The 25810-nt window shown below is 61.9% G+C and carries 19 protein-coding genes and 1 tRNA gene; 9 read left to right on the forward strand and 11 right to left on the reverse strand.

What is annotated here, in order from left to right; all coding sequences use genetic code 11:
• Nucleotides 1-11: 11 nt before the first annotated feature.
• Together NUW51_RS09135 and NUW51_RS09140 are read right to left on the reverse strand one after the other, a co-directional pair.
• Entirely contained in the window at nt 12-599 is a 588-nt protein-coding gene (locus NUW51_RS09135; RefSeq protein ID WP_265587211.1) for a hypothetical protein, read from the reverse strand.
• Complete coding sequence (locus tag NUW51_RS09140; RefSeq protein ID WP_265587212.1) at nt 599-1057, reverse strand: hypothetical protein; 459 nt, start codon at nt 1055-1057, stop codon at nt 599-601. Before NUW51_RS09140 ends, NUW51_RS09135 begins: the two co-directional genes overlap by 1 nt.
• A 436-nt stretch (nt 1058-1493) precedes the next feature.
• Here NUW51_RS09140 and NUW51_RS09145 point away from each other — a divergent pair, with 436 nt between their 5' ends.
• The 4 genes from NUW51_RS09145 to NUW51_RS09160 all read left to right on the forward strand — a co-directional run bounded on the left by NUW51_RS09145 (nt 1494) and on the right by NUW51_RS09160 (nt 7155).
• On the forward strand, nt 1494-2999 hold the full coding sequence (locus NUW51_RS09145) for a plasmid recombination protein (RefSeq protein ID WP_265587213.1): 1506 nt from the start codon (nt 1494-1496) through the stop codon (nt 2997-2999).
• A 180-nt stretch (nt 3000-3179) separates the two neighbouring features.
• Nucleotides 3180-3635 carry a very short patch repair endonuclease gene (locus tag NUW51_RS09150; protein WP_265587965.1) on the forward strand — a complete coding sequence of 152 codons (456 nt, stop codon included), beginning with the start codon at nt 3180-3182 and terminating at the stop codon, nt 3633-3635.
• A gap of 46 nt (nt 3636-3681) precedes the next feature.
• The gene (locus tag NUW51_RS09155) at nt 3682-5472 is read left to right on the forward strand and encodes an McrB family protein (protein WP_265587214.1); all 1791 of its coding nucleotides are present in this window, start codon (nt 3682-3684) and stop codon (nt 5470-5472) included.
• Nucleotides 5473-7155: a DUF2357 domain-containing protein gene (locus NUW51_RS09160; protein WP_265587215.1), complete on the forward strand. Its 1683-nt coding sequence runs from the start codon at nt 5473-5475 to the stop codon at nt 7153-7155.
• A 1-nt stretch (nt 7156) separates the two neighbouring features.
• On the opposite strand, the gene NUW51_RS09165 is transcribed toward NUW51_RS09160, so the two are convergent.
• From NUW51_RS09165 to NUW51_RS09190, 6 genes are all read right to left on the reverse strand, one after another.
• A complete protein-coding gene (locus tag NUW51_RS09165) occupies nt 7157-8329 on the reverse strand; it encodes a DNA cytosine methyltransferase (protein ID WP_265587216.1) in 1173 nt (390 codons plus the stop codon).
• Nucleotides 8329-9627 (reverse strand): DNA cytosine methyltransferase, encoded by a 1299-nt coding sequence (locus tag NUW51_RS09170; RefSeq protein ID WP_265587217.1) that lies wholly within the window; start codon nt 9625-9627, stop codon nt 8329-8331. Before NUW51_RS09170 ends, NUW51_RS09165 begins: the two co-directional genes overlap by 1 nt.
• Nucleotides 9628-9706: 79 nt before the next feature.
• Nucleotides 9707-11701 carry a site-specific integrase gene (locus NUW51_RS09175; RefSeq protein WP_265587218.1) on the reverse strand — a complete coding sequence of 665 codons (1995 nt, stop codon included), beginning with the start codon at nt 11699-11701 and terminating at the stop codon, nt 9707-9709.
• Between the two features lie 96 nt (nt 11702-11797).
• Nucleotides 11798-11874 (reverse strand) — tRNA-Pro (locus NUW51_RS09180).
• An 81-nt stretch (nt 11875-11955) separates the two neighbouring features.
• Nucleotides 11956-13266, reverse strand: coding sequence for an FAD-dependent oxidoreductase (locus tag NUW51_RS09185; RefSeq protein WP_265587219.1), 1311 nt, complete (start codon nt 13264-13266; stop codon nt 11956-11958).
• Nucleotides 13267-13320: 54 nt separating this feature from the next.
• Nucleotides 13321-13644 carry a polyhydroxyalkanoic acid system family protein gene (locus NUW51_RS09190; RefSeq protein WP_265587220.1) on the reverse strand — a complete coding sequence of 108 codons (324 nt, stop codon included), beginning with the start codon at nt 13642-13644 and terminating at the stop codon, nt 13321-13323.
• Nucleotides 13645-13712: 68 nt separating this feature from the next.
• Here NUW51_RS09190 and NUW51_RS09195 point away from each other — a divergent pair, with 68 nt between their 5' ends.
• Together NUW51_RS09195 and clpB are read left to right on the forward strand one after the other, a co-directional pair.
• The gene (locus tag NUW51_RS09195) at nt 13713-14372 is read left to right on the forward strand and encodes a hypothetical protein (protein ID WP_265587221.1); all 660 of its coding nucleotides are present in this window, start codon (nt 13713-13715) and stop codon (nt 14370-14372) included.
• A gap of 106 nt (nt 14373-14478) precedes the next feature.
• On the forward strand, nt 14479-17055 hold the full coding sequence (gene clpB, locus NUW51_RS09200) for an ATP-dependent chaperone ClpB (RefSeq protein ID WP_265587222.1): 2577 nt from the start codon (nt 14479-14481) through the stop codon (nt 17053-17055).
• Between the two features lie 136 nt (nt 17056-17191).
• Here clpB and NUW51_RS09205 read toward each other — a convergent pair whose 3' ends face one another.
• The 3 genes from NUW51_RS09205 to xseA form a co-directional block, all read right to left on the reverse strand.
• Nucleotides 17192-20215 (reverse strand): TonB-dependent receptor domain-containing protein, encoded by a 3024-nt coding sequence (locus tag NUW51_RS09205; RefSeq protein WP_265587223.1) that lies wholly within the window; start codon nt 20213-20215, stop codon nt 17192-17194.
• 200 nt (nt 20216-20415) lie between these two features.
• A complete protein-coding gene (locus tag NUW51_RS09210; protein WP_407696355.1) occupies nt 20416-20637 on the reverse strand; it encodes a DUF2093 domain-containing protein in 222 nt (73 codons plus the stop codon).
• Entirely contained in the window at nt 20634-22286 is a 1653-nt protein-coding gene (xseA, locus tag NUW51_RS09215; RefSeq protein WP_407696356.1) for an exodeoxyribonuclease VII large subunit, read from the reverse strand. The genes NUW51_RS09210 and xseA overlap by 4 nt, the downstream gene beginning before the upstream one ends.
• Here xseA and purD point away from each other — a divergent pair.
• From purD to NUW51_RS09230, 3 genes are read left to right on the forward strand one after another with little or no spacing between them, the layout of a single operon-like run.
• The gene (gene purD, locus NUW51_RS09220) at nt 22285-23556 is read left to right on the forward strand and encodes a phosphoribosylamine--glycine ligase (protein WP_265587967.1); all 1272 of its coding nucleotides are present in this window, start codon (nt 22285-22287) and stop codon (nt 23554-23556) included. The two genes, xseA and purD, sit on opposite strands and share 2 nt — an antisense overlap.
• A 54-nt stretch (nt 23557-23610) precedes the next feature.
• On the forward strand, nt 23611-25368 hold the full coding sequence (locus tag NUW51_RS09225) for a vWA domain-containing protein (RefSeq protein WP_265587225.1): 1758 nt from the start codon (nt 23611-23613) through the stop codon (nt 25366-25368).
• Nucleotides 25365-25802, forward strand: a complete 438-nt coding sequence (locus NUW51_RS09230) for a hypothetical protein (RefSeq protein ID WP_265587226.1) — start codon at nt 25365-25367, stop codon at nt 25800-25802. Before NUW51_RS09225 ends, NUW51_RS09230 begins: the two co-directional genes overlap by 4 nt.
• Nucleotides 25803-25810 lie beyond the last annotated feature (8 nt).

Here is a 25810-nt window from a genome sequence, read left to right on the forward strand (position 1 = left end):
CGCGCCGTCCGTCATCGATTTGCGAGAGTCGACAACCAGGACGCGCGGGCGGCCTCTCGATCACGATCAGCGCCGAGCTGCCGGTCAACCTTCCCCCAGCCGAACCGGGTAAGGCGACGCGGCAGGATCATGGCGTGCGCATGGGGCGGGTTGTCGCTGCCCATCCGGAATGGCGCATGCAGCACCAGGATGAGCGGGAGCCCCCTGTTCTCGACATATTCATGGCGCGCCCACGCCCTCGCCTTCTCGTACGGGCCATGCAGGTTCGGCGCATCCTTGAACCGCAGAGTGACCTGCGCGAGCGCAAGGCTCTCGTCGGCCGGATAAGCTTCCTCGAAGTTATGCACGAGGAAATCCACGTCGGCGTAGAGCTGAGGCGCATGAGCAGGCAGGAGAACCTCGACGCGCTCTGCGGTATCGATCTTGCCCTCCTTCGCGGCTGGGCGGCGCTTGGCGAGGATTTTGGGCGCGATAGACTGGCGCACCCCCTTGCCTGCTTCCCAGTTGTGGCGAGCGAACGTGAAGGCATCATCAGGTTCACCGTCCCAGAACGACTTGAGCGCGATGGTCTTCGGCGTTTTAATCGTCGGCTTCGGCATCAGAACCACCCCGCGACGGCAATGCCGAGAATCTCGGCGCCGAATTCGAGGCCACGATACTTGTCGGCCCAGTCCAGATAGGGAGGGTCTTCCTCGATCTTCAGCCCGTCTTGCTCGAGACGGATGCACGGACCTTCGCCGGCCGATGGGATCAGCCATGCAGTGCCAGTCGGACGCGAGATCCAGACCCGATAGGCCAGGAACAGGCGATCATCGCCCTGAAGTTTGGCGTCGAAGGTCGCGTGGCCGGGCTTGTCTGACGCGCGACTAATGACCAGGTCGCATGTGACCGCATTGGCCACGGCCAAGCCCTCGCGGATGAGGAGTGGCCGCTGACAGCTGGTGCCGAGAACGACGACGTTTGCCTCGGCCAGCATCACGCTGTGCTTCAGGTATGGATGGAACGTCTCGGGTTTCTGATCGACCACCCCGTCGATCAGCATGCCGATGGCGAGCATCAGCCGCTTCACTTGGTCTCGCGGTTCGGGGATCGGGTCGAGTGGCAGTCGGTCGATCGGGCTTGGTATTTGTTGCATCTGCGATGCTTCCTTTTGTCTGGCTGCTTATCGCAACGACCAAGCCGTGTTGTTGCGAGCAGCTTTCATTGGATTGGCTTGATCAATCCTCACCCTCTCCTTTCATTCCGAGCTTGCTCGGCCTGCCCACGAGCCCTCGTGCCCCATATGGGGAGATTTGGTTCCTTGACGATCATGACATTTCACGGGGTTCACCCCGCCCGAGGGCGCGTCCAAGTGCCCGGGGGTTTATTACGCCACCGCGTAAAAACCCTTCACGGGTGAAATGTTATTATCGTCTCTCTGCTAACATTTTTTGGCGGGCCTCTTTCGCCCGCCTCCCCTGACCTGATACTATTTCAGGAAAGGGGGACGGTCGATGAAACGGCGTAAACGCCGCACAGATGATGAGGACGATATCGGTCCGATTGGCAAGCGGAAGCCGAAGCGCAACTTTGATCTCGAAAAGAGATTGGTCGGAGGTGTCGGGCGCTTCCCGCCGCGAGCCGACGGTTCGCCAGCTCTGGGGTTTGCGACCCTTGGTCACAACAATCTGAAGACTTGGAACCAGGTAGCGAAGGCTCAAGGCCACAACGAGCGTCACATCGACGTTCCGAACGTCGAAGACGAGCGGCCGGAACCGATCGAGCTACTGCAAGGCGCCGAAGGCACCTACAAGGAGCGCATCAAGGACATTTTCGATGCTAAGGGCGTCCCACACAAGATCAGGAAAAACTGCGGCGCCATCGCCGTAGAGGATGTCTACGGCGCCTCCCCTGAATACTGGAATCGCGATGGAGACTGGCGCGAGAAGCCCCTTGAGGAACTGCTTCGCGATCCCGTCATTGTGCGGGCGTTCGAGTTTGCGCGGAAGGAGCATGGCGACCTGCTGGCCTCCGTATCGCTCCATATCGACGAGAGGTCGCCCCACATCCACGTCGTATCGGTGCCGCTGACCCATAAATGGGTTCGCCCACGAGGCCCCAAGCCGAAGAGCCTAGAGAAGGTCGACGGCCACGTCGTCGACACCCGGGGGGAGATGAAATGGTCCCTCGACGTCTCGTCGACTCGCTGGGCGCCAGAGGCACTTGCTAAACGCCACGACCGCTGGGCCGCGGTGTGCGAGGATCTCGGGCTTGTTCGAGGAATCGACGGGCGCGACCTTTCGCCAAACGAAAAGCGCGATCGACGGCACACGCATACTGGCAAGGCCAGCCAAGCCGGCGAGAAAGTCCGGAGAGCTCGTGAGGATAGGCTTAAGGAGGCCGACGCGAAGGCGGCCGCCATCGTCAAGGAGGCGGAAATCACTGCCGCGCGGATCAAGGCCGAGGCTCGCCAGTCCACGGCCAAGTTGGAGAATGAGCTTTCCGAAAGGATCAGCGATGCCGAATTCACATCGAAGCAAGCGGAAAGAGAGAAAGACGACCTCCGCAGCGCGATGAATTCTCTAGCTCGCTTTCTGCGACATGATGCTGACGATGGCTTGAGCCTTACCCCAGAGATGTTCTCTCACCCGAATAAAATGCCGAAGGAAGTCCTCGACTTCGCCCATGTCGAGCCGAGCCTCACTACCGCCTGTTTCGACCTTCTCGAGCTCGTCGCCAAGTTCAATCAGCGCAATGTGGAGCTGAAAGCGAAAGAGAAGGACTTTTCGAGACGAAATGCGCGGCTCAACGAAGCGACGAAGAGCTTTAACGATAAGGTAGTCGACCTCCGAAAGATCATGGCTAAGGCGGCCGAATTCGAGGAGGTGTTCGCTAAGATTCCCGAGGATGAACGAGCACCTCGAGTGAAGCAAGCGCTCCACAAGGCGGAGGGGCTGACTATCGACGATATCCCTCCCGGGTGGCCAGTTCCAGGGAAGGGTGGCTACGGCCGTGACTAAGAAGGCAAAAATCGGAAAACCGGGCGAGTAAATACTCTTCTCCCGGCTACGCCGATGGGACAATCAAGCTGGTCGACGACATCGGTAGAGTTGCTTGAAGGTGCCGAATAATGTGTGACAAAACAAAGCTCTGGAGAAGGCACCTCGACGAACCGCGCTTTCGACCCCATATCGAACCGCATGGACTTGCCTCGCGTATCCTCGGACACAAGTCATACTGACAAAGCTGCACCGGTTACGCCCGCGCGCTCGCGTCTCATGGCCCGCGTTCGAAGCCGAAACACCAAGCCCGAACTCCGGGTGAGGCAAGCGCTTCACGCCCTTGGCTATCGGTTTCGCCTTCACCGACGTGATTTGCCGGGGACACCCGATATTGTTCTGCCGCGCTATCGCACAGCCATTTTCGTCCATGGCTGCTTCTGGCATCGGCACGAAGGCTGCCGCAAGACAACGATGCCGAAGACGCGTGCTTCCTATTGGCGAGATAAGTTCGCAGCCAACGTGGCTCGTGATCGCCGGAAGCAAGATGCTCTAGAGCACGCGGGCTGGCGCTGCGTCACGGTATGGGAGTGCGAGACGGAAAACGAAGTCAGCTTGCGCGACCGTTTGATCTCGCTTTTCGGCTCTGGCAAGTAATTCGGCAGGCTGCCGACGGCGGTACAACTATAGTGGGGGGAGCGTAGTGCCCGATGTAAGCGAAGATACGGCGGAACAGGTTCCGACCGCGACAGATGAAGATGCGGTGGAACAGGTTCCGACCGCGACAGAAAAGGTACAAGATCTCTTTGAAGGGTTGCTAGAAAAAACGCCGAAGGGGTTTGCCGCCTCAAGCATGGGTAAGTTTAACGAGTTTCGCGCTTGGTTCGCGGAGACCCTCAACCTCGGTGACTGGAAGCAAAACACGTACGCGGTTGGATCGGCAGGCACCGCCCATAACTTTTCGGCTCGCTGGGCACAAAACAACATGATCGCGGGACGCCATGTCTCGATTGGCCTCGCCTTTCTTTCAGTGCCCGCGGGGGTAGACCCTGACGATCTTGCCAGAACGGCTATGAATACAAACAAGACATTCGTGTCGGGAGAGAAGCCGACTTCCTACGAAACGATCATGTTATTCATCCAGCGCTATGGAAGTACACAGCTGGAGCCCTATTCAATTATGTCGAGACCCGGCAGTCCGGTCGCGACAGCTCTATCTAAGCTCTTTCCGGGCGTGCAGCTTGAAACCGTCCCTTGGACACGCAGCAAACCTCCAGTCCTCGCAACTATACCAGCTGCGAAGACCGAAACGCAGGATGCGAAACCACTGGATCCGGAGTTAGCCGTAGAACTAGAAGCGGCATTGGCCACCGCCGCCTATCGGGCCGAGCCGGGTTTGCCCAAACGGTTTATCGCTTCACTCGCTGCAAAGCCCTTCTTGATCCTCGCCGGGCTGTCGGGCTCTGGTAAGACGCTACTCGGCATGCTCGCTTCGTATTGGCTCAGTGCGAACTCTGAGCAGGTTGCAGTCGTCGCCGTTGGCGCCGACTGGACTAGCAAGCATCATCTGCTTGGGTATTCAGATGCGCTCGATGCCGAAGCTTTCGTTTGCACGCCGACGCTTGAGCTTCTTTTGCGCGCTGTAGATGATCCCGCGAACCCTTATTTCTTGATTCTTGACGAAATGAATCTCTCACACGTAGAGCGATACTTCTCCGACTTTCTTTCGGCAATCGAGAGCGGACAGCCCTTATATTTGCATGGCGGTGAAACCACTCGAAACAACGTTCCACCAAGCGTTCCTTTCCCGCGCAACCTCTTTGTGATCGGGACGATTAACGTCGACGAGACGACCTACACGTTTTCGCCCAAGGTTCTTGACCGTGCCAATGTTATCGAATTTGTCGTGTCTCGCGATGCTTTGCGTTCTTATCTTGAGGGCCAACGAGAGCTCGACGTGGATAGTCTCCGGGGAGGTGGCGCACACTACGGACCATCGCTTGTTGAGTTTGTGACCTCACCTGCTGAACTTGGCGCTTTGCCCGACGCCGAAGCCCTGGAAGTTCTTGAAGCGATCGACCTGCTATTTGCAGCGCTAGATAGCTCGGGCCTTCAGCTCGGTTTTCGGAGCGCTCGAGAAATGATCCGCTTTGTCGTAGCCAGCAAAACGCTTTTCGAGGGTGAGGGGACTGCAAAAGCTGCGCTCGATGCGCAGATATCACAACGGATTCTTCCGAAACTTAGCGGCGACGCAGCACGTCTTGAACCGGTGTTAATAGCGCTACTCGCGTACTGCATCGCGGCATCGAAAAATTTTCCGCCGACAGAAGCCGAGTTTGATCAAACGAAGGAGCGGTTGAGCCAACTCGCATCGAATGAGCTAAGCTCGGACCTCGAGGCAGCAGGCGATGGCTTCCCAATTTCATCGGAAAAGATCGGTCGACTTCTTTCGCGGTTAGCAGCACATGGGTTCGCAACGGCCATCGAGGCCTAGTTGACTGCGACTTCGACCATAACCTTTCCTTGCCGGATGCCAGACGGCACTTGGCTTGGAGAGCTGCAAATAGCTGACCAGCGCGGTAAAGCCACTCTCGAGCGCGACGCTACTACTGCGCGCGCTTGGATTGGCGAGCTCGATGATTATATCGTGCTACTTCGCGACGCCTCACCAGCTGTATCTGGCTTTACCGCGCCAGTTTCCGCCGGACGTATAGAAAACGATGGTGCGTTATTCGGATTTCTTCCTAGCCAAGCTGGCCTTGGATCCGTGCGCATCGGGCTTGCCGGCCCTAGTGGTGAGCCACTCTGGCACCAATCGGTTTCCATTCGCCCTGCCAAGTTTCGGGACACAATTGAGTTCGAGACGATGGTATCTGAGATCTGTGACTGGCGAACAGCGCTGACGCTCGATCTACGCGCATCATCCTCGGCTCCTTGGACACTCGATCGTAATCTTGTCGCCATACCCGCGGAGGAAAGGCTTGCGGTCCTGCGCGCTGCTGCTGGCGAAACCGCATTCGTTGAGGCGCTTCGCCATATTGAAAACAACGCAACATCCAAATTAGAACGAGAGACAACCTTGGTGCGGCTCGGCGAGAGCGGCATCGATACTCACTCTTTAGGGCAACACCTCTCAAGCGCCGTGCGACGAAGGGCGGTACCGTCATCGCATCGATTGGGAAGTCGACTTTCGGCAATTCCGACGGAAATGCCATCGGTACGGCGTTACGACAGCACCGACACCCCCGATAATCGTTTCGCAAAATTTGTCGGGGAAGGGTTTAGGAGGCGGATTGTCGAAGCCATTGGTGGCGGTATTGATCTGAGAACGCCTCTCGGTGCGTGGGGCATGCGTACTGCGTCGATGCTTGACCGAATTCTAGGGTCCCGTTTCTACCGTGGTGTCGGCAATCTCACACGGCTCGAGCTCGGTAGCCCGGGGCTACAGCGCCGTCGCGGATATCGTAAGGTGCTGGAGGCGTTTCTCGCAGGTCAGGCAGGTCTGGCGGTCAAGTGGGACGACCTCGACGCTTTGGTACACGCCGAAACTCGCGACGTTCCGAGCCTTTACGAAATCTGGTGTCTTGTGCGCCTGCGCGATGAAATTGAGAAAACGTACGGCATCGCTCTGTCGCAAGACCATATCTCGCTTAGCTTAGGACGTTTGAAACTGAGGCGCGGAACGGCGGCGACGGCCAGCAATTTGGTAAAGATCGCAGATCAGCCTTTTGCGATGAAACTTTGGTACAATCGCAGCTTCTCGCCGGCGCCGTCTCCCGCGGTGAACGGGTTTTGGAAGACGAGTCCGCTGTCGACGGGAACCTGGACCAAAACGATGATGCCTGATTTCACTATCGAGCTAAGGCCAAAGGATGGGCCCGGCGAGCTGCTTGTTCATCTCGACGCGAAATACAAGCTGAAGTCGATCAGAAATTCTCAAAACCCTCCGCCCGACCGAACGCATAAGGCCGACGACGTTGATAAAATGCATGCCTATCTTTTCGGCATCAACAACAGCGTTGGAGCCTACATTCTCTACCCGGGTGACACGACCTCCTATTTTAGAAGGAGCGATCTGCGATCGACGATCGGCGCGATCCCAGTTGTGCCAGGAGAGAGTCAAAATCTCGGTGATTGTCTCAAAGAAATCTTGGAAGCTGCTGTACGCGACGCTTAATTCAGGCGCTTGCCTCGATGGCTGCGCGGCCCTCAATGTAAACAGACAATGATTCGAGAAAAGCGTCCGACCAAGCTATCTCTTTTGATTGTCGCGCGCGGGAGAGAAAGCCGGTTGCCGCACGCACTGACAGCGGCTTGAGCGGCGATTCCATAAAGCTCTCTAGCGCCGGAGTGGTTTCAGCCGCGAACGGCCATTCGGATATATCGACCATGAAGCGTTTACCGTGCTCGCCCCAAGCGGCACGCGGCCATTTGCCTGGCGGCATTTGACGATTGCGTTCAGGGTCAAAATGGCCAGGAGTGACGAGACGCTTGCCCACCCAATCTGCCATAGGCGGGCAGACGGCATTGCCGACGAGGCGCCAACGTGCTGTCGGCCGAAGGCCGGGCGTCTCAAGTACGGGCTCGGTCCAGCCAGCGGCAAAACCCTGCAACCGTTCGGCATCTTCTATTTGAGGAGTGCCTACAAAGTCGTTTGATGACAGCCAAATCGCTGGCGGCGACGGAATGCCGAGTCCCGATCCGCCCTTAATCGGAGGAGTTGCCTCGCGCGCCCAGCCGGCTCCCATCTTCCCCATGGTCCAATAGAAGCCATACGCTGGACCGATCTCGACGCGACTTGGCCGATCCTCGGTGGGGTTAGGAGCCCCCTCGTCGACAAATAGGACGTCACGTGGATCTTCTGTGCGCGATGCAAGTAGCAAGACTCGTTGACGACGCTGCGGCAGGCCAAAGCTGCGTGCATCAACCACCCGGTAAGCCCAACGATAACCTTCCGCTTCAAGCGTATCGACCAAGGATGCCATGCCGGCTCCTCGTTTGAGGATCAGCATGTAAGGGACATTTTCGAACAGTAGCCAGCTAGGTTTACGCTCAGCGTCGCGCAGAAGACGAAAGACTTCATTGACGAGCCCTGATCGAAGGCCACCCAGACCTGCTTTGCCGCCAGCAAGACTTAAATCTTGGCATGGGAAGCCCGCTGTCAGGACGTCGCACGATGGAATAGAGCGCAGCGCTTTCACGTCATCATGTAATTCGACCTCAGAAAAGCGAGCGCCCAACACGGCGGCCGCAGCCGGGTCGACGTCGCAAAAAAGCTCGGTTTCAAAGCCGTGGCGCTTGAGACCAATCTCGAGCCCGCCAATACCAGAAAAAAGACTGACTACGCTCATCAGCGGAGGAGGGCTACTGCAAGCGCGGCCATTGCGAGTGGTGGCACCGAATTTCCAATCATCTTCTGAAGCTGCGTTCGTCCGGCATCGCCGAAACTAAAAAAGTCGGGGTATGTCTGCAAACGCGCGGCCTCGTGCGGCGTCACAGTGCGCGGGCAAGTAGGATGGACGAAACGCCCCTGCCCTGTCGAACCGAAACCGGTGGTAATTGTCGGCGCCGGGGAGTTCCAGTCCATCCTGCCGTACACTCCGTTGTAGCTGTGCTTCTTGAGCCTATGACAGTCTGGGCGTTCTGCGTCAGGTAACGTGTAAAGGTCGTGCTCAAACAAATAGCGGATACGTTTTTCATTTGCGGCGGCGTGCCGGGCAGGGCTGTCGAAGACGGTATCCTGCGGGATATCCAATAAATCGTCGAGCGCCCAGCCTACGCTTCGAGGTGAGAGATCGAGCCCCGTGAAATCGGCCAGCGCGGCGTCGGAGGCTTTCTTCGTTGCTACAAGCATGTAACGACGGCGCGATTGCGGAACACCAAGTCGGAGACAAGGTACTAGCAACTCATCTACATTATAACCGAGTTCGCGAAGGCCTTCGGCAGCCTTTGTGGCGGCACGCCGTCGGTCGTGACGGATGCCTTGGACATTCTCCACAATGACTATCTCAGGTTCGACAAGCTCGGCGAAACGAACCATGCGATCGACAAGATTATTGCGAGGATCATCGCGTCGGGTGTGATTGTTGAGGTCTGAGTGGCCCTGACAGGGCGGACCGCCGAGAAGAACGTCAATCGGTTTAAGTCGGTTGAGCAGTGAACGCTCTGAAAGCGTAGTCGTCGACCCTACTGCTCCATCAACAAGCTGCTCAATTTCGCCGACATGCATTTGGGAAGGAGCGAGGTTTGCTGAGTAAACGCCCGCCTTCACCGCGTCCATTTCGCACGCAAATTCAAACTCGCAAGCGAGCCCTGCCGCACGAGCGCCTTCGACAAGTCCGAGTGACATACCGCCGCAGCCAGCGAAGATGTCGGCCGCGCGAATCGATTTGGCGGGCGAGCTAACAGATGGCGCGCGGGTCGCACGCATCCACGACAGGTCGAAATCGCGCGCTAGGTCGCCATCGGTGGCCCGAAGCGAAACGCTCGATGTAGCGATAGCGCCTGAACGAAGGCGAACATGACGGTGAAGCTTACTCGAATCCACACTGTAAGAAATCCATGGGTAGTCATTGGACGTCGCCGCGTCATCGCCGATCACATTTGTATGCGGCGCAACCGCCATATTATTTATCTCCGTTTCACCCACCCGTCACGCTCGCAACCATACTGAATCATGTTCGACCTCTGTTCAACCTCCGTTCCTGTGAAAAAGTCGGCCTTCTTTTTTAGATCACTTTGGTTGGCCTTCCGCGTCGTGCACCAAAACGCTGCCTTTCTCGCGGGCGCAAACACAGCGGTTTCGTGCAGAGATGCTCCGTCAAAGGGGTAACCAGATGAAGGGCTTTCAGCTTCTCCTCCAAAGCGGCCTCTTCATCATAAACCCGTTGGGTGGTGTCATCGCCTTCATGTCCGAGGATATCTAACCGGACCGAATCTTGAACCTTTCCTTTCATCAGGTTGGTAGCAACGCCTCGGAAGGAGTGAACATCCTTATCGACAGTGGCGCCTCGCTCAACATGTTGCCATTCCGTCCCCTCCGGAAAAGCCCATTCGCGCCAAGGCTTGAATATCGATCGATAAAATGTCCTTGAGAATGTCTGGCTCGGGGAATGGAGCTCGGGAAAAAGAAGGGTGTTTTTCAGCTTTCGCATGGCCGCGACAAATTCCAAAAAGCCTAAGCGGATCAGCTCAGGATGGATGGGAAGTTTCCGGACCGACTGGACGTTCTTCAAACGCCGAAGATCATGATAATCGACTTGAAAATAGGGAATTTCCGCACCTTCGTGGACATCTCTCAGAGGGAGCCCTGCGAGCTCTGCGCTACGACCGCCATAGAGAACGTACATAATAGGTAACCAGTACCACCCGTCATGGATGACCTCCTGGCCCTGCTTGAACCGATCATCGATTCCCGCACAACCATGCAGCGGCGGAGCATCGAGAAGCCGAGCGATTTCCTGCTTGGTCCAATTTGCGCGGAGATCTCTTGATCGCTTTGATTTCGCTTCGGCTTTAGCTGCAAGCGAATATTTCTTTGGCTTTAGACGCAGCGAGTTTTGCGGACGCACGCCATCGTCTGAACCATCGTCATCAACGAGATCTAAGACCTCCCCGATCCACGTGATGTGCTTCGCGATAGTCTTAGGTCCAAGACCGACACGATGGTCCTCTCCTCGCGCCTTCAGCTCCTCCGCGTAGGTCAAGCTTGCCTTCAATCCGTGTTTGATCTCGGCTTTCGTTTTCCCCCACCGGTTGGGTAGATTCTTGCAGAGCTCATAGAATTTCGTCACATGGTCCTGCTCTAGGTCTTCGACGCATATGCCCTCACCACACGCAAAGTCGAATAATCGGATAGCAGTTCGTACCTGCTTGATCGTATCGTCTGACCAGTCGCCCGCATCGATGTGAGCTTCGATACAGAGTTCAGCGGCATCCACGAGGCGAAGACCCGAGGGCACCTCCGCGTCGAAAACCGACGGTTCCTCGATTGGGTCCACGGCTTCACCGTCGGTTGATCGATCCCCCGACTCCTTATCCTGATGAGAGCCGACTTGCCCTGCCTCAAATGCAAAACCGGTTTCATCGAGGCATTCTGTCGCCCAGTTTTCTGGATCCAGGTCACCGGCAAGAAGGCGGCGCGTCGCTTCGTCATTCGCGTTCGCACGCGCCAATAGGATCGTTCGCTGCAGAATCTTCCTGTTCTCATATGTGAGCTCGACACCGAAGGCGTCGCGATAGGCTTCCAATTGCCTTCCGCTCACAAGCCGCCGACCAATATGTTTTTCAATTTCGATATCCAGGCGATCGATCAGGCCCTCGGACCAACCTTCATCGCGGAGGAAATCCTTATCTCGCTCAGACAGCTCGCCTTTCTCTGCAGCGAAATGCCGCCACAGCTCGCCGTAGACCTTGTTGGCAGGAAGATGCTCATTGCCGTGCAACGGACTAGCCATCTGATCGGACATGATCCGGCCGAGCTGCCAACGCATCGCGTCACTGAATACATTTTTGAGAGTCTCGCGGTCGATCGCCGCGCCGAGTTCACCATAAGCCATACGCAAATCATTAACTATGCTGGAAAGATGAGTTCCAACATAAGAGGCATGGTTAAAATTTCCGGTTCTCAGTGAGATCGCCAGCGAAATTGTGTGCACGCCGACGGTAATCTGCCGACGCCACCAGTAGGTGCTGCCGCGCAAAGTGAGGTTGGTGCGAGCCATCCTTGTACGCTCCCTTGCACAACGGCTCGTACAATCTCGGGGAGAGATTTACCCGAGCCGGGTGAGTGTTAGCGTTTTCAAGGACTTAGCAGAAAATGGTCGGGGAGAGAGGATTCGAACCTCCGGCCCCTGCCTCCCGAAGACAGTGCTCTACCAGGCTGAGCTACTCCCCGACTGCTGCTCGTGAAACCCGAACAAGGGGGCAAGGGCGAAGCGCTCCCTAGCCGCCCCTCAGGCGTGATGCAAGCAGCATCTTACTTGTGACCGAGCAGCCGCAGCATCTCGCTCGTCGACACCATCTTTTCGCGCGGGGCTCCCTCACGCGCGGCGGCTTCTTCGGCCGCCTCGATCCGTCGCCAGTCGGAAAAGCCCGTCGCCAGCACGTCGCGCGAATCGAGCAGGGCATCGAGCCCCCCTCCCCCCGCCTTGCCGCCGTCCGAGCCGACCGGCATCGCCGCCTCGATCGACGCGGCAACCTCATAGCCGTCGGGACGGTTCGTGCCGATCGTTCCCGTCGGCCCGCGCCGCGCCCAGCCGACCGCATAAAGCCCGTCCTCGATCACCCCGCCCTCATTGGCGAACCGCCCGCCACGATGGTCGTAGGGCACGCCCTCGATGGGCGGCGATGAATAGCCGATACAGCTGACCACGAGGCTGGCAGGCAGGACATATTCCTCCCCAGTCCCCCGCGCACGTCCGTCGGCGTCGATATGCGTGCGCTCGACGATAACGCGCTCGGCGCGCCCGTCGCCTTCGATCCGCACCGGCCGGGCGTAAAAGTCGAAACGGATCGCCTTGTCCTTGTCGCATTCGAGCGCCGCATAATCGCGCAGCAACCCCACCGATTTCGCCAGCCCGCGATCCTCCAGCGCCGCATCCTCGTCGGCCGGGGGAAAGTCCGCCGCATCGACGATCGGACAAGCGATTTCCAGCTGCCCCAATTCGCCCAGCTCCTTGGGCGTCATCGCCACCTGGTGCGGCCCACGTCGCGCGAGGATGGTGATGTCGCGCACCTGGCTCTGGCCCAGCGCGCGATAGGCATGGTCGACGATGTCCGACCCGCCCAGTTCCTCCAAGGTCTTCGACAGGATGCGCGCGACGTCGAGCGCCACATTGCCCGCCCCGATCACCACCGCATGGGTGCCCTCCAGCGGCGGGCGGTGATCGGCATGGTCGGGATGGCCATTGTACCAGCCGACGAACTCGGCGGAGCCCATCACGCCGGGCAAGTCCTCCCCCTCGATCCCCAGCGCGCGGTCGTGCGGCGCCCCCGTCGCCATCACGACGGCGTCATAGAGGCCGCGCAGTTCGGCCACCGTCACCGCATCGCCGATCGACACATTGCCGATGAAGCGCACATTGTCCGCCTCGGCGACCTTGTCATATCGGATCGCGACCTTCTTGATCGACTGGTGATCGGGCGCCACCCCGAAGCGGATGAGGCCATAGGGCACGGGCAGGCGATCGATGATTTCGATCCGCGCCTCCTCGCCATAGGCCTTGGCCAGCGCCTCGGCAGTGTAGAAACCCGCCGGTCCCGAACCCACGATCGCGAAATGCCGCATGGCCGTGTCTCCCCGTTTTTCGGAAAACGACCATAGCAGCCACGCACAGCAGCGCTAGTCGAGCGAGCGATCCTCGAGCAGGAGGTCGCGCCCATGCGTTTTCATCGCATTCTCGATCGCGCCCTTGAACATGCCGAGCATGCCGGGAAGGTCGATGCGGCATTTGACCACCGTCTCCTCGACGATGATGCGCGCCTTCACCTCCTGCCCCATCGCGCCGACGGTGAGGTCGAGCTGATCGCCGTCCCAAGCCTCGTGGACCTCGGCCATGCCACCGGGGATGGCGTCCTTTAAGCGGTGGGTGTTGCCCGCGATCCGGCTTCTCGCTTCGGCTCGCCCCAGCTGGTGCGGCAATTCGACTTCCATGGGTGTCGTCATGCCCCTAAGGCTGGGCGCATGGGGGAGCCTTTGCAAGCCCCATGCGTCGATAGGATATGGCCACCGGCATGAGTTTCCTGACCGCGATGCTCCTCGCACTGGCGCCGATCGCCCCCATGCTGCCCGACACCGCCGCCGATTATATCGAGCCCGGACAGGACCATGCGGGTTATCAGGCGTGGCTGGCGGGCAATGAGCCGCTGCAGGCCGAGGTCGAAGCTTATTTCGCCTATCTCGACGCCGCGGGCGTTGGCGGGGTCGTGCCCAAATGGCAACTGCTTCGCACCGCGAGCGACTGGCGCAAATGCGGCCAGCCCGCCTATGAGGTCGCGCCGCGCGCCTTCTGGCCCGAGATCGTCAACACGCTGCGCTATGTCGAGGAAGCGGTGAAGCCAGCGGTCGGCGAAGTCGAGGTCCTCTCCTCCTACCGCAATCCCTATCTCAACAGCTGCGCGGGCGGCTCGGCACGCTCGGTGCATCGCTCGAACATCGCGCTCGACGTCGTGCCGCGCTACCCGTTCGAGCGCGCCGACCTGATGAGCCGCCTGTGCACCATCCACGCGCGCTACGGTCAGCGCTACGATGCGGGCTTCGGCTTCTATTCGGGCATTCGCTTTCACGTCGATGCGTGGAAATATCGCATCTGGGGCGTCACCGAGGCCGAGGGCGGGCGCCAATGCGGCATCGCGCTCGAACGGCGCGAGGCGGCAAGGATCGACCAGTTCTGAGCGTGTTAGTCGAAAAAGACACCGGGCCTCTTGTGTTGCGGCATTGCAACACTACATTCGAGACAAGAACAGACCTTTTCTCCGCTTTTTGCCCAGGGACAATCAGATGGATCTCGAGAAACTGACCGAACGCGCGCGTGGCTTCCTGCAAGCCGCCCAGACCATCGCGGCACGTGAAAATCACCAGCGCATCACGCCTGCGCACCTTGTAAAGGCGCTGCTGGACGACGACCAGGGCATGGCCGCCGGGCTCATCGCCAAGGCTGGCGGCGATGCCCGCGCCGCCCGCTCGAACGTGGACACGCTCGTCGCCAAGGAGCCCAGCGTCACCGGCGGCGGTGCGTCACAGGCGCCCGGGGTCGACGGCAATACGATGCGCCTGCTCGACAAGGCGCAGGAAGTCGCCGAGAAATCGGGCGACAGCTATGTCACCGTCGAGCGCATTCTGCTCGCGGCCACCCTCGGCTCGGACGATGTCGCCAGGGCGCTCAAGGACGCGGGCCTGTCGGCGCAGAGCCTTAACGGCGCGATCGAGAGCCTGCGCGGCGGCCGCACCGCCGATACGCAGAACGCCGAAGACCGCTATGACGCGCTCAAGAAATATGCTGTCGACCTCACCGAAAAGGCCCGCGCAGGCAAGCTCGACCCGGTCATCGGGCGCGACGAAGAAATTCGCCGCACCATCCAGGTCCTCGCCCGCCGCACCAAGAATAATCCCGTCCTCATCGGCGAACCCGGCGTCGGCAAGACCGCCATCGCCGAAGGCTTGGCCCTGCGCATCGCCAATGGCGACGTCCCCGACGGCCTCAAGGACCGCACGCTCGTGTCACTGGACATGGGCGCGCTGATCGCCGGCGCCAAATATCGCGGCGAGTTCGAAGAGCGCTTGAAGGGCGTCATCGACGAGGTGAAGGGCTCCGATGGACAGATCATCCTCTTCATCGACGAGATGCACCAGCTCGTCGGCGCGGGGAAAACCGACGGCGCGATGGACGCGGGCAATCTGTTGAAGCCTGCCCTCAGCCGCGGCGAATTGCACGTCATCGGCGCCACCACGCTCGATGAATATCGCACTTATGTCGAAAAGGACGCCGCGCTCGAACGCCGCTTCCAGCCCGTGATGATCGAGGAACCGACGGTGCCCGACACTATCTCGATCCTGCGCGGCCTCAAGGAGAAATATGAGCTCCACCACGGCGTGCGCATCACCGACGCCGCGCTGGTTGCCGCCGCCACGCTCTCGAACCGTTACATCACGGACCGTTTCCTGCCCGACAAGGCGATCGACCTCATGGACGAGGCGGCAAGCCGCCTGCGCATGGAGGTAGAATCCAAGCCCGAGGAAATCGAGAAGCTCGACCGCCGCATCATCCAATTGAAGATCGAGCGCGAGGCCTTGAAGAAGGAAAGCGACGCGGGCTCGAAGGACCGGCTCGAACGGCTCGAGAAGGAGCTTGCAGATCTCGAGCAGGAGAGCGCCGAACTGACCCAGCGCTGGCAGGCCGAAAAGGACAAGATCGACGCCGAGGGCGACCTCAAGGCCGCGCTCGACCAGGCCCGAATCGAGCTCGAACAGGCCCAGCGCGGCGGCGATCTCGCCAAGGCGGGCGAGCTCCAATATGGCCGGATTCCCGAGTTGGAGAAGAAGCTTGAGGCCGCAAGCGCCGCCACCGAGGGTGCCATGCTGCGCGAGGAAGTGACCGACGAGGATATCGCCTCCGTCGTCAGCCGCTGGACCGGCGTTCCCGTCGAGAAAATGATGGAAGGCGAACGCGAGAAACTCCTCCAGATGGAAGAACTGCTCGGGCGTCGCGTCATCGGCCAGAAGGAAGCGGTCGATGCCGTCGCCAAGGCGGTGCGCCGCAGCCGCGCGGGGTTACAGGATCCGGGCCGTCCGCTCGGCAGCTTCCTCTTTCTCGGCCCGACCGGCGTGGGCAAGACCGAACTCACCAAGGCGCTTGCCGAATTCCTGTTTGACGACCCCACCGCCATGGTGCGCATCGACATGAGCGAGTTCATGGAAAAGCACAGCGTCGCCCGCCTCGTCGGCGCCCCTCCGGGCTATGTCGGTTACGAGGAAGGTGGCAAGCTGACCGAGGCCGTGCGCCGCCGTCCCTATCAGGTCGTCCTGTTCGACGAAGTGGAGAAGGCCCATGCCGACGTCTTCAACATCCTGTTGCAGGTGCTCGACGACGGGCGCCTGACCGACGGCCAGGGTCGCACCGTCGACTTCACCAACACGATCATCATCCTCACCTCCAACCTCGGCAGCCAGTATCTGGCGAGCCAGGGCGAGGATACCGATCCCAAGGTGGTCGAGGACCAGGTGATGGAGGTCGTGCGCGGCCATTTCCGACCCGAATTCCTCAATCGCCTCGATGAGATCATCCTCTTCCACCGCCTCAGCCAGAGCCACATGGGCCCGATCGTCGATATCCAGCTGAAGCGCCTGCAGAAGCTCCTCGACGACAAGAAGATCAGCATCGAATTGTCCGAAGGCGCCCGCAACTGGCTTGGCCGCGTCGGTTACGATCCCGTCTATGGCGCCCGCCCGTTGAAGCGCGCGGTGCAGCGCTATCTTCAGGACCCGCTTGCCGACGAGATCCTCGCCGGGCGCGTACGCGACGGCATGACGGTCAAGGTCGAGGAAGGCGATGGGCAGCTCGAACTGAGCCCCGCCTAGGTCCCACGATCCACCAGCAGCAAGAGGGGACGGTGCCGCGCGGCGCCGCCCCCTTTCCTTTTGCCCGGTCGGGGCGGCGCAAAAAGAAAGGGCCGGAGTATCCTCCGGCCCTTCCCTTTTGCCTTAGGCTGACGCCTTAGCCACGCTCGGGTTCAGGAGCGGGCGGGGGCGGCGGCGGGGGCGGAGGGGTTGCGGGGCAACCCGAGCTCGCCAGCGCCACATAGCCATTCGCGCAGGTGATCGTCGCCGGAGCGGTTTCGACCGGCACTTCGCGCACGACTTCGACTTCGCGAACGATCGGTTCCGGCATCGGGACCGCGCCGCCACCCAGGCCGAGGCGAACGCCGGCATAGTAGGTGCGACCGAAGACGTCGTAGAGCGACGGATCGGTGTTGGCGTCGGGGCCGTTCGAACCCAGCAGCGGCGGATCGCGATCAAGCAGATTGCGAACGCCGGCCGTGAAGCCGATCCGGTCGGTCAGGTCGTAGGTGAAGGCCGTATCCCAGTAGAAGACGGTACCCGTGTCCTGAACGAACGCACCCGCATCGGTGTTGGTCGAGTTGCCGATCAGCTGGAACTGGTTGAACCAGCCAAGCGAACCGAAGTCGAGGTCGACCGACGTGGTGGTGGCCCATTTCGGCGAGATGAAGTCGCCGAGACCGGTGCAGTTTTCACCGAACTTGCCGTTACAATCGATGACGTCGGCACCTTCGAGCGGCGTGAACTCGTTCACGAAGGTGTAGTTGCCGATGTGACGCAGGGCCACGCCGACACCGCCGAACGCGTCCTGATCGAAGGTGTAACCCAGCGACCAGTCGATGCCTTCGCGCTTCTCGTTCGCGACGTTGGCGGTCGGCGCTTCGATGCGCGCGACAACACCGTTGGTCGGGTCACGAGTGATGCGCTGACAGAACTGGTCGGCAGTGCTGAGCGCACGGGCGCACAGCGTGCCGATGTTGTTCGCGCTGAGCGACACGATCGCATCGTCGATGGTGATGTTGTAGTAATCGATCGTCGCGGTGAAGCCCGGAAGCGAGACCGGATCGAGCACGACACCGAGGGTGATCGTGTCGGCCTTTTCCTCGGTCAGGTCGGGGTTGCCGCCGAACACCGTGGTGGCCTGTTCCGAAAGGTCGCCTTCGAAGCCGTCGAGCTCGCTCTGCGGCACGCCCGAGGCGACGCAGAACGCTTCGATGGTCGGGGTACGACGATCGCTGTCGATACAGAAGTCGGTGAAGTCGTCCGCACCAGCCGAATCGCCGAGGAAAAGCTCGGAGATGTTGGGAGCGCGGATGGCGCGCTGATACAGGCCGCGGAAGCGGATCCCGTCAACGACTTCCCACTGCGCGCCAGCCTTCCAGGTGAAGACGCCGCCAACGGTCGAGTAGTCGGAGTAACGTGCCGCGCCTTCGAGCTCGAGGCCCGCCATGAGCGGAACGACGAGTTCGCCGAAGACTTCCGAAACGTTGTAGCCACCGACGGTGGGCTGTTCATCGTTACCCGGGCCAAGCTCGCCCGAACGAACAACCGCGTCGGGAGCGGTTTCGGCGCTCTCTTCACGATATTCCACACCGGCCGCGAAGCCGGCGCCACCCCAACCGAGGTCGAACAGCGACGAGTTCGACACGACGCCCGACAGGACGAGCTGGTCGACGCGGCGGTTCACCAGGCCGGTCGGCGAGATGAATTCGGCGCCTTCGGGGCTGATGCCACCGTCACCGAACAGACGGATCGGCACACAGCCGCCCGACTGGTCCTGACAGACCACGCTGCCGTCTTCGAGGACGTCGACGAGGAGCGCCTGCTGGATGCGAAGATCCGACGTGTAATAGAGCAGCTCTTCCGAACGCTCGTTACGGCCGTAGGACGCATAGGCGTCATAGTACCAGCCGCTGTCGGCGATATCGCCGCGGAAGCCACCCACACCACGATAGGTGTTGCTGTCGAAGTAGGTCTCGCGCGGACCGACTTCGAGCATGCGACGACGGAACTGCGGGATGCTGGCGACGCCATCGCCGTCCGCATCGAAGTTTTCGCTCAGATAGGTCTGGAGCGCTTCGTTGTAGAGCGGGTTCGCGATGGTGGCGAGCAGCTGTGCGGGCGGCTCGGGGATGTCGTTGGCGTCAGGCGCAAGCTGCTGCGCGATCTGCTGGTTGGCGTAGAGCAACTCAGCGTAGAATTCGACGCTGTCCGAGATCTCGTAATTCGTGAAGCCGGCGAGAACGTAACGGTCCTGCGGCGTCTGAATATAGTTCGTCGGGTTGAAGTTGAACGCTTCGCCATCGCGATCGATCGGCGTGCCGTCGGGGGTGAACTTCGTGTTGCCGACCACGGTGCCGTCGGGCAGGGTCGATTCGACGAGGATCACGCCGCCCGGGATGCGCGAGCTACCCAGCGGGAAGAGGCTGTCGCCGACATCGAGCAGATAGTCGACCGAGAAGTCGCGGTCGCCCTGGAGAAGCGATTCGCGCTTGGCGTAGTTGCCGAACAGCACCGCGTTACCGCGACCGTCGGCGAAGTTGCCGCCGACCGTGACGTCGAAGCTGTAGGTCTCGCCGTCACCACGTTCGGTGATCTCGTAGTTGGCACCGAATTCGACGCCTTCGAAGTCATCCTTCATGATGAAGTTGACGACGCCGGCAACCGCGTCCGAACCGTAAACGGCCGAGGCACCGCCGGTGACGATGTCGATGCGCTCGATAAGCGCGGCCGGAATGTTGTTGAGATCGACCCAGTTCGAATTGTTCGAACCGACCATGCGGCGGCCGTTCATCAGGACGAGGGTACGCGAGGCACCAAGGTCGCGAAGGTCGATGGTGGCGATACCACCGTCGGTGCCGTTGTTGGTCGAACCGTTCGCGCCCGGCGCGGTCTGCGGCAGCTCGTTGAGGATGTTCTCGATGTTGACTTCGCCCGAGTTCTCGATGAGCTCGGCACCGACAACCGCCACCGGGCTCGAGGCCTGGAGGTCGGGGCGCGCAACGCGCGAACCGGTGATGACGATCGTCTGATTGTCATCGACAGCATTTTCGACGGCCTCTTCGACGGCTTCTTCCGACGACTGGACCGGCACGGTCTGCGCGAAAGCAGGCGCGGCGAACAGGGCGACGCCCGCGATCACCGTGCTGCTGAGCAGCGCGTTCTTCTGGATCTTCTTCATGTTTTCCCCTCTCGTCGCCGGCCCCGGGCCGGCGCAAAAAGTCTTAGATGTAACGACGTTCATCGCCGCCATCCGAGGCAGGGTTAAGGGGAAGTCATGTATGGAAGCAACACACTCTGGCCGGTTTGAGACCAATTCGTTACGGGGTGTGTCCTAACCGACACAGGCGGAAAACTGCCGAAATCAGTTGTAAACGTTGGTTAACCGCCGATGGCACCGCCGCGGGCGCGGCATTCGGCCTCGAGGCTGGCGTGAGCATCCACATAGGCCTCCTGCCGCGCCACCGACCAATATTTGAGCTCGGTGAGCGGAATTCGAGTGCCCGTCACCGCGCACAGCACATGGTCGCCGTGGCTGATCAGGCGAAAGGTCGCATCGTCATATTGGATCCGCGCCTCGCGTCCGCCGCCCAGCAACATCAGGTCTCTCCGTCTTGGTCGGGATGGTCGAACAGGCCGCCCTGCTTGCCGTCATCCCGTGTCTTGGCGCCGCGATAGGCAATCCGCGCCGATTTCGCAACGGGACGAGCAGCCTTGTCACGCGCGTCGGCGCCATCGCCCGGCACCACGCCCAGCGCCGCGTCCTTGAACTTGAGCGTCAGCCGCGGCTCGGCGCGCGCGGCCGCTGCGCTCGTCACCACCTGCCCGTCGGCGCCGAACACCATCGCATAGCCCTTGTCGAGCAACCGCTCTGGGTGAACCAGCCGGGCCATGTCCCACAGGCGGTCGAGCCGCACCTGTTCATCGGCCAAGGCGCGGCGCACCGGCTCGGGCCGCAGTCGCGCGAACACGGAGGCGCTGAGCTCTTCTGCGCGGCGTACCCGCTGGCGCAGTGCGGGCAGCGCCCGCCCGCTCGCCATCTCGAGCCGCTCGGCGCCCCGGGCCCGGCCCTGGCGCAACCCCTGCACCAATCGCTGAGAAGCATTGTCGAGCCGGGTCGCCCCATCCCTCGCCTGCCGTTCGAGCAGCGCCGGCTGGTGCCGCGCCGCCACCGTGCCGAGCCGCGTCTCCGCCGCCTGCGCGCGCAGGCGGAGCCCCGAGCGCAGGCCCCGCACCGCCTCGCCCAGCCGCTGCGCCGGGCGTTCGACCAGTCGTGCGGGCTTGGGCAATCGCTCGCCCATCTCGTCCAGACGGTCACCGCGCTCGCGCACCGTCCGCGCCATCCGCTCGCGCGCGCGGCGATCCAATTCGCCAAGCCAGCCCTGCAGGTCGGCCAGCACCGGCACCGCCATCTCGGCCGCCGCCGTCGGGGTCGGCGCGCGCTTGTCGGCGGCATGGTCGATCAGCGTCACGTCGGTCTCGTGCCCGACCGCGCTGATCAGCGGGATCGAACAGTCGGCGGCGGCGCGCACCACCGCTTCCTCGTTGAAGGCCCACAGATCCTCGATCGACCCGCCCCCGCGCGCGACGATGAGGAGGTCGGGTCGCGGCACCGGCCCGCTGCCGTCCAGCGCATCGAATCCCCGGATCGCGGCGGCGACCTGTCCGGCCGCGCTCTCGCCCTGCACCTGTACCGGCCAGACGATGACATGCGTCGGACAGCGATCCTCGAGCCGGTGCAGGATGTCGCGGATTACCGCGCCGGTCGGGCTCGTCACCACCCCGATGACGCGCGGCAGATAAGGCAGCGACTTCTTGCGCTCGCGATCAAACAGCCCCTCGCCCGCCAGCTGTTTCTTGCGTTTTTCGAGAAGCGCCATCAGCGCGCCCTCGCCCGCCAATTCCATCGACCCCACGACGATCTGATATTTGGACCGCCCCGGATAGGTCGTCACTTTGCCCGAGGCGACGACCTCGGCGCCATCCTCGGGGGCGAAGGCGAGCCGCCCCGCCTGCCCCTTCCACAGGACGGCATCGATGCAGGCGTCCTCGTCCTTCAGGGTAAAATAGCAGTGCCCCGAGGCAGCGCGCTTCCAGCCGGAGATCTCGCCGCGCACCCTGACATGGCCGAACCGGTCCTCGACCGTGCGCTTCAATGCACGCGACAATTCGCCGACGCCCTGTGCTGGCGAATTGTCGCCGGGGCTTTCGGACGCTAACAGGCCGGAAACGGGTGGCTTGGAGGCGATGATGAAGATCCTGCTCTTGGGTTCGGGTGGACGCGAAGATGCGCTGGCGTGGCGACTTTCGCAATGCGGCTCTTGCGAGGAACTGCACGTCGCGCCGGGTAATCCCGGCATGGCGCGCTGGGCCGACGAGGTCCATGCGCTCGACCTTTCTGACCTCGCCGCCACCGTCCAGCTCGCCAAGGGCATCGACGCCGACCTCGTCGTCGTCGGCCCCGAAGCCCCGCTCGTGGCCGGGCTCGCCGATCTCCTGACCGAAGCCGGCATTCCCTGCTTCGGTCCCGGCAAGGGCGCCGCCATGCTCGAGGGCTCGAAAAGCTTCACCAAGCGCATCTGCGACGATGCTGGCATCCCCACCGCGTCCTATTGCGAGACCGCCAGCGTGGAGGCCGCCATGGCCGCGCTCGACCGCTTCGGCATCCCCGTCGTGATCAAGGCCGACGGCCTCGCGGCGGGCAAGGGCGTCACCGTCGCCATGACCCGCGAAGAGGCCGAGGAAGCGGTGCGCGAGGCGGGCGATGCCCCGCTCGTGATCGAGGAATTCCTCGACGGCGAGGAAGCCAGCCTGTTCGCCTTGTGCGACGGCAGCTCGGTGCAGTTCCTCGCCTCGGCACAGGATCACAAGCGCGTCGGCGAGGGCGACACCGGCCCCAACACCGGCGGCATGGGCGCCTACAGCCCCGCCCCCGTCCTCACCGACGCGCTCGCCGAGCAGGCGATGCGCGAGATCGTCGCGCCAACGGCGCAGTGGCTCGAGCAGCAGGGCATGGCCTATCGCGGAGTCCTCTATGCCGGACTCATGCTCACCGCCGAGGGTCCCAAGCTCATCGAATATAATGTCCGCTTCGGCGATCCCGAATGCCAGGCGATCATGCCGCGCATCGCGGGCGATCTCGCCGCGGCGTTGCTCGCTGTCGCCAAGGGCGATCTCGGCAGCGCGGAAGCGATCGAGCTCGAGGATGCCCATGTCATGACGATCGTGGTCGCCTCCAAGGGCTATCCCGCCAGCGCCACCAAGGGTGGCGCGATCCACGGAATCGAGGCGGCCGAAGAGGAGGGCGCGATCGTCTTCCAGGCCGGCACCTCGCGCAATGACGACGGTCAGCTCGTCGCCAATGGCGGCCGCGTCCTCAACGTCACCGCGGCGGGTGAAAGTCTCGCCGATGCGCGCGACGCGGCCTATGCCGCGCTCGGCCGCATCGAGTTTGCCGACGGCTTTTCGCGCCGAGACATCGGCTGGCGCGAACTTGGGCGGGACAGAACCGACCGGACTTGACGACAGCGCTTGTTACTGATGTAACACTATCACATCAGTAGAGGAGTTGCCGCCATGTCCGCTCGAACTCTCGCCCTTACCGTCGGCCTCTCGCTGGCGCTGAGCCCTTCATATGCCGTGCCGCCGCTCGCCATGGCGACAACCGCACAGGCGCAGGGCAAGCCTCAGGAGGCGAGCAGGCATCCCGACGTGGTGTGCGACCTCCACGAAACGCGGCGGCGGGAAGCGATGCGATCGCGACAAGGCCCCGTGTACGAATCGGCCTCGCCGGTGATGGTCATGCCCACTGCACCGACATCGCCCCCGCCGCCTCCGCCGCCCCCACCGCCCACCGCGAAAAGTTCGGCCGACGCGATCGCCATCTCCGGGTCGCGCGTCATCGCGCCCGCCCCTACCGACACCGAACGCTATGACGGCGAGGAAGTCTCGGGCGTCCAGCGCGTCGCCGACACCCCCGTCTCGACCTTCTCGGTCGACGTCGACACGGCGAGCTATTCCAACGCGCGGCGCTTCCTCAAAGACGGCGACCTGCCCCCCAGCGCCTCGGTCCGCACCGAGGAATTCCTCAATTATTTTCGCTACGATTATCCCGCCCCGACGGACCGCGCCCAGCCCTTCTCGGTCGCGATGGACGCCGCGCGAACCCCGTGGAACGCGAACAGCCGCCTGTTGCGTATCGGTATCCGCGGCTACGACCTGCCGCGCGAGGAGCGCCCCGTCGCCAACCTCACCTTCCTCGTCGACGTCTCGGGGTCGATGTCACGCGGCGACAAGATCGACCTCGTCCGCTATTCGCTGAAACAGGTCGCCGAGAATCTGCGCCCCGACGACCGCGTCTCGATCGTCGTCTATGCGGGCCGCACGGGGCTCGTCCTAAAGCCGACCGCCGACAAGGCCGCCGTCGCCGCCGCGCTCGACTGCATGCGCGCGGGCGGCTCGACCGCGGGGGCGGCGGGGCTCGAACTGGCCTATCGGACAGCGCGCTCCAGCTTCGTCGAGGGCGGCATCAACCGCGTCATCCTCGCCACCGACGGCGACTTCAATGTCGGCATCACCGACAAGGATCGGTTGAAGGACTTCATCGAACAACAGCGCGACAGCGGCATCACGCTCACTGTGCTCGGCTACGGTCGCGGCAACCTCAATGACGCGATGATGGAAACGCTGACCAACTACGGCAACGGCAACTATGGCTATGTCGACAGCGAGCTGGAGGCCGACAAGCTCTTGCGACAGGAACTCTCCTCCACCCTCTTCACCATTGCCAGCGACGTGAAGATCCAGGTCGAGTTCAACCCCGCCCATGTCGCCGAATATCGCCTCATCGGCTATGAGAACCGCGCCCTTCGCGAGGAGGATTTCGACAATGACACGGTCGATGCGGGCGACATCGGCGCGGGTCACCAGGTCACCGCGCTCTACGAGCTCGTCCTCGCCGGCGATCAAGGCTGGATGCCCGAGCGCCGCTATGCCACCGCCCCGACCACCAGCGGCGATCCCGGCCAGGAAGCCGCCTTCGTCAAGCTGCGCTACAAGCTGCCGGGCGAGGCGCGCTCTTCGCTCATCGAACGCCCCATCACAGTGCGCACGCTCGAACGCGCCCGCACGCCCGAGGGCGACTTCGCCTTCCAGGCCGCCGTCGCCGCCTTCGCCCAGAAATTGCGCGGCGACACGCTGCTCGGCAGCTACGACCATGGCGACATCGAAGCGCTGGCGGGCGACCAGCGCGGGGCCAGCGCGTGGCGCCGCGAATTCGTCGAGCTGGTGGGGCTTGCGAAAGCGCATGGAGGCGTGACAGAAGGCACGCGATGAAGCCGCGCCTCCTTTTCCTCCTTGCCGTCGCCCTCGTCGTTCTTGCCTCCGCGCTGTGGCACGGACCGGTCGGCAAGGCGGGCGCGCGCTATACCTTCGAGACCGAGGAACTGGCGCGGCTCAACCTCGATTATTACGAGATGCCCGAGATCACGCCCTTCGTCGAACGCGCGCCGCTGACGCGGCGGCTATGGCTGACCGGCGAGGCCGATGATTTCCAGCGCAAGGAACTGGCCCGCATCCTGTCGGGCCTGCCGCAGGTCGAGGCCGTCCATTGGTACGTGCCCCCCGGCGGCAACAGGGTGAAGAGCGCCCCGCTACTCCCCCTCATCGTCGAGGTCGAACTCACCGCGCTCGCCGCCTTCGGGCTCGGCCTGTTCGCCGCTTTCTTCCTGTTCGGTCGCCCCCGCGACCCCTATCGTTTCGAGATCTGAGGAGCCAC

Origin of the sequence: Sphingomicrobium arenosum, from assembly GCF_026157085.1 — a bacterium.
GTDB lineage: Bacteria > Pseudomonadota > Alphaproteobacteria > Sphingomonadales > Sphingomonadaceae > Sphingomicrobium > Sphingomicrobium arenosum.

Coding starts and splice junctions, on each gene's coding strand:
- NUW51_RS09135 (WP_265587211.1), bottom strand. CDS start 599: ATGCCGAAGCCGACGATTAAAACGCCGAAGACCATCGCGCTCAAGTCG.
- NUW51_RS09140 (WP_265587212.1), bottom strand. CDS start 1,057: ATGCTCGCCATCGGCATGCTGATCGACGGGGTGGTCGATCAGAAACCC.
- NUW51_RS09145 (WP_265587213.1), top strand. CDS start 1,494: ATGAAACGGCGTAAACGCCGCACAGATGATGAGGACGATATCGGTCCG.
- NUW51_RS09150 (WP_265587965.1), top strand. CDS start 3,180: ATGGACTTGCCTCGCGTATCCTCGGACACAAGTCATACTGACAAAGCT.
- NUW51_RS09165 (WP_265587216.1), bottom strand. CDS start 8,329: ATGAGCGTAGTCAGTCTTTTTTCTGGTATTGGCGGGCTCGAGATTGGT.
- NUW51_RS09175 (WP_265587218.1), bottom strand. CDS start 11,701: ATGGCTCGCACCAACCTCACTTTGCGCGGCAGCACCTACTGGTGGCGT.
- NUW51_RS09185 (WP_265587219.1), bottom strand. CDS start 13,266: ATGCGGCATTTCGCGATCGTGGGTTCGGGACCGGCGGGTTTCTACACT.
- NUW51_RS09190 (WP_265587220.1), bottom strand. CDS start 13,644: ATGACGACACCCATGGAAGTCGAATTGCCGCACCAGCTGGGGCGAGCC.
- NUW51_RS09195 (WP_265587221.1), top strand. CDS start 13,713: ATGAGTTTCCTGACCGCGATGCTCCTCGCACTGGCGCCGATCGCCCCC.
- clpB (WP_265587222.1), top strand. CDS start 14,479: ATGGATCTCGAGAAACTGACCGAACGCGCGCGTGGCTTCCTGCAAGCC.
- NUW51_RS09205 (WP_265587223.1), bottom strand. CDS start 20,215: ATGAAGAAGATCCAGAAGAACGCGCTGCTCAGCAGCACGGTGATCGCG.
- purD (WP_265587967.1), top strand. CDS start 22,285: ATGAAGATCCTGCTCTTGGGTTCGGGTGGACGCGAAGATGCGCTGGCG.
- NUW51_RS09225 (WP_265587225.1), top strand. CDS start 23,611: ATGTCCGCTCGAACTCTCGCCCTTACCGTCGGCCTCTCGCTGGCGCTG.
- NUW51_RS09230 (WP_265587226.1), top strand. CDS start 25,365: ATGAAGCCGCGCCTCCTTTTCCTCCTTGCCGTCGCCCTCGTCGTTCTT.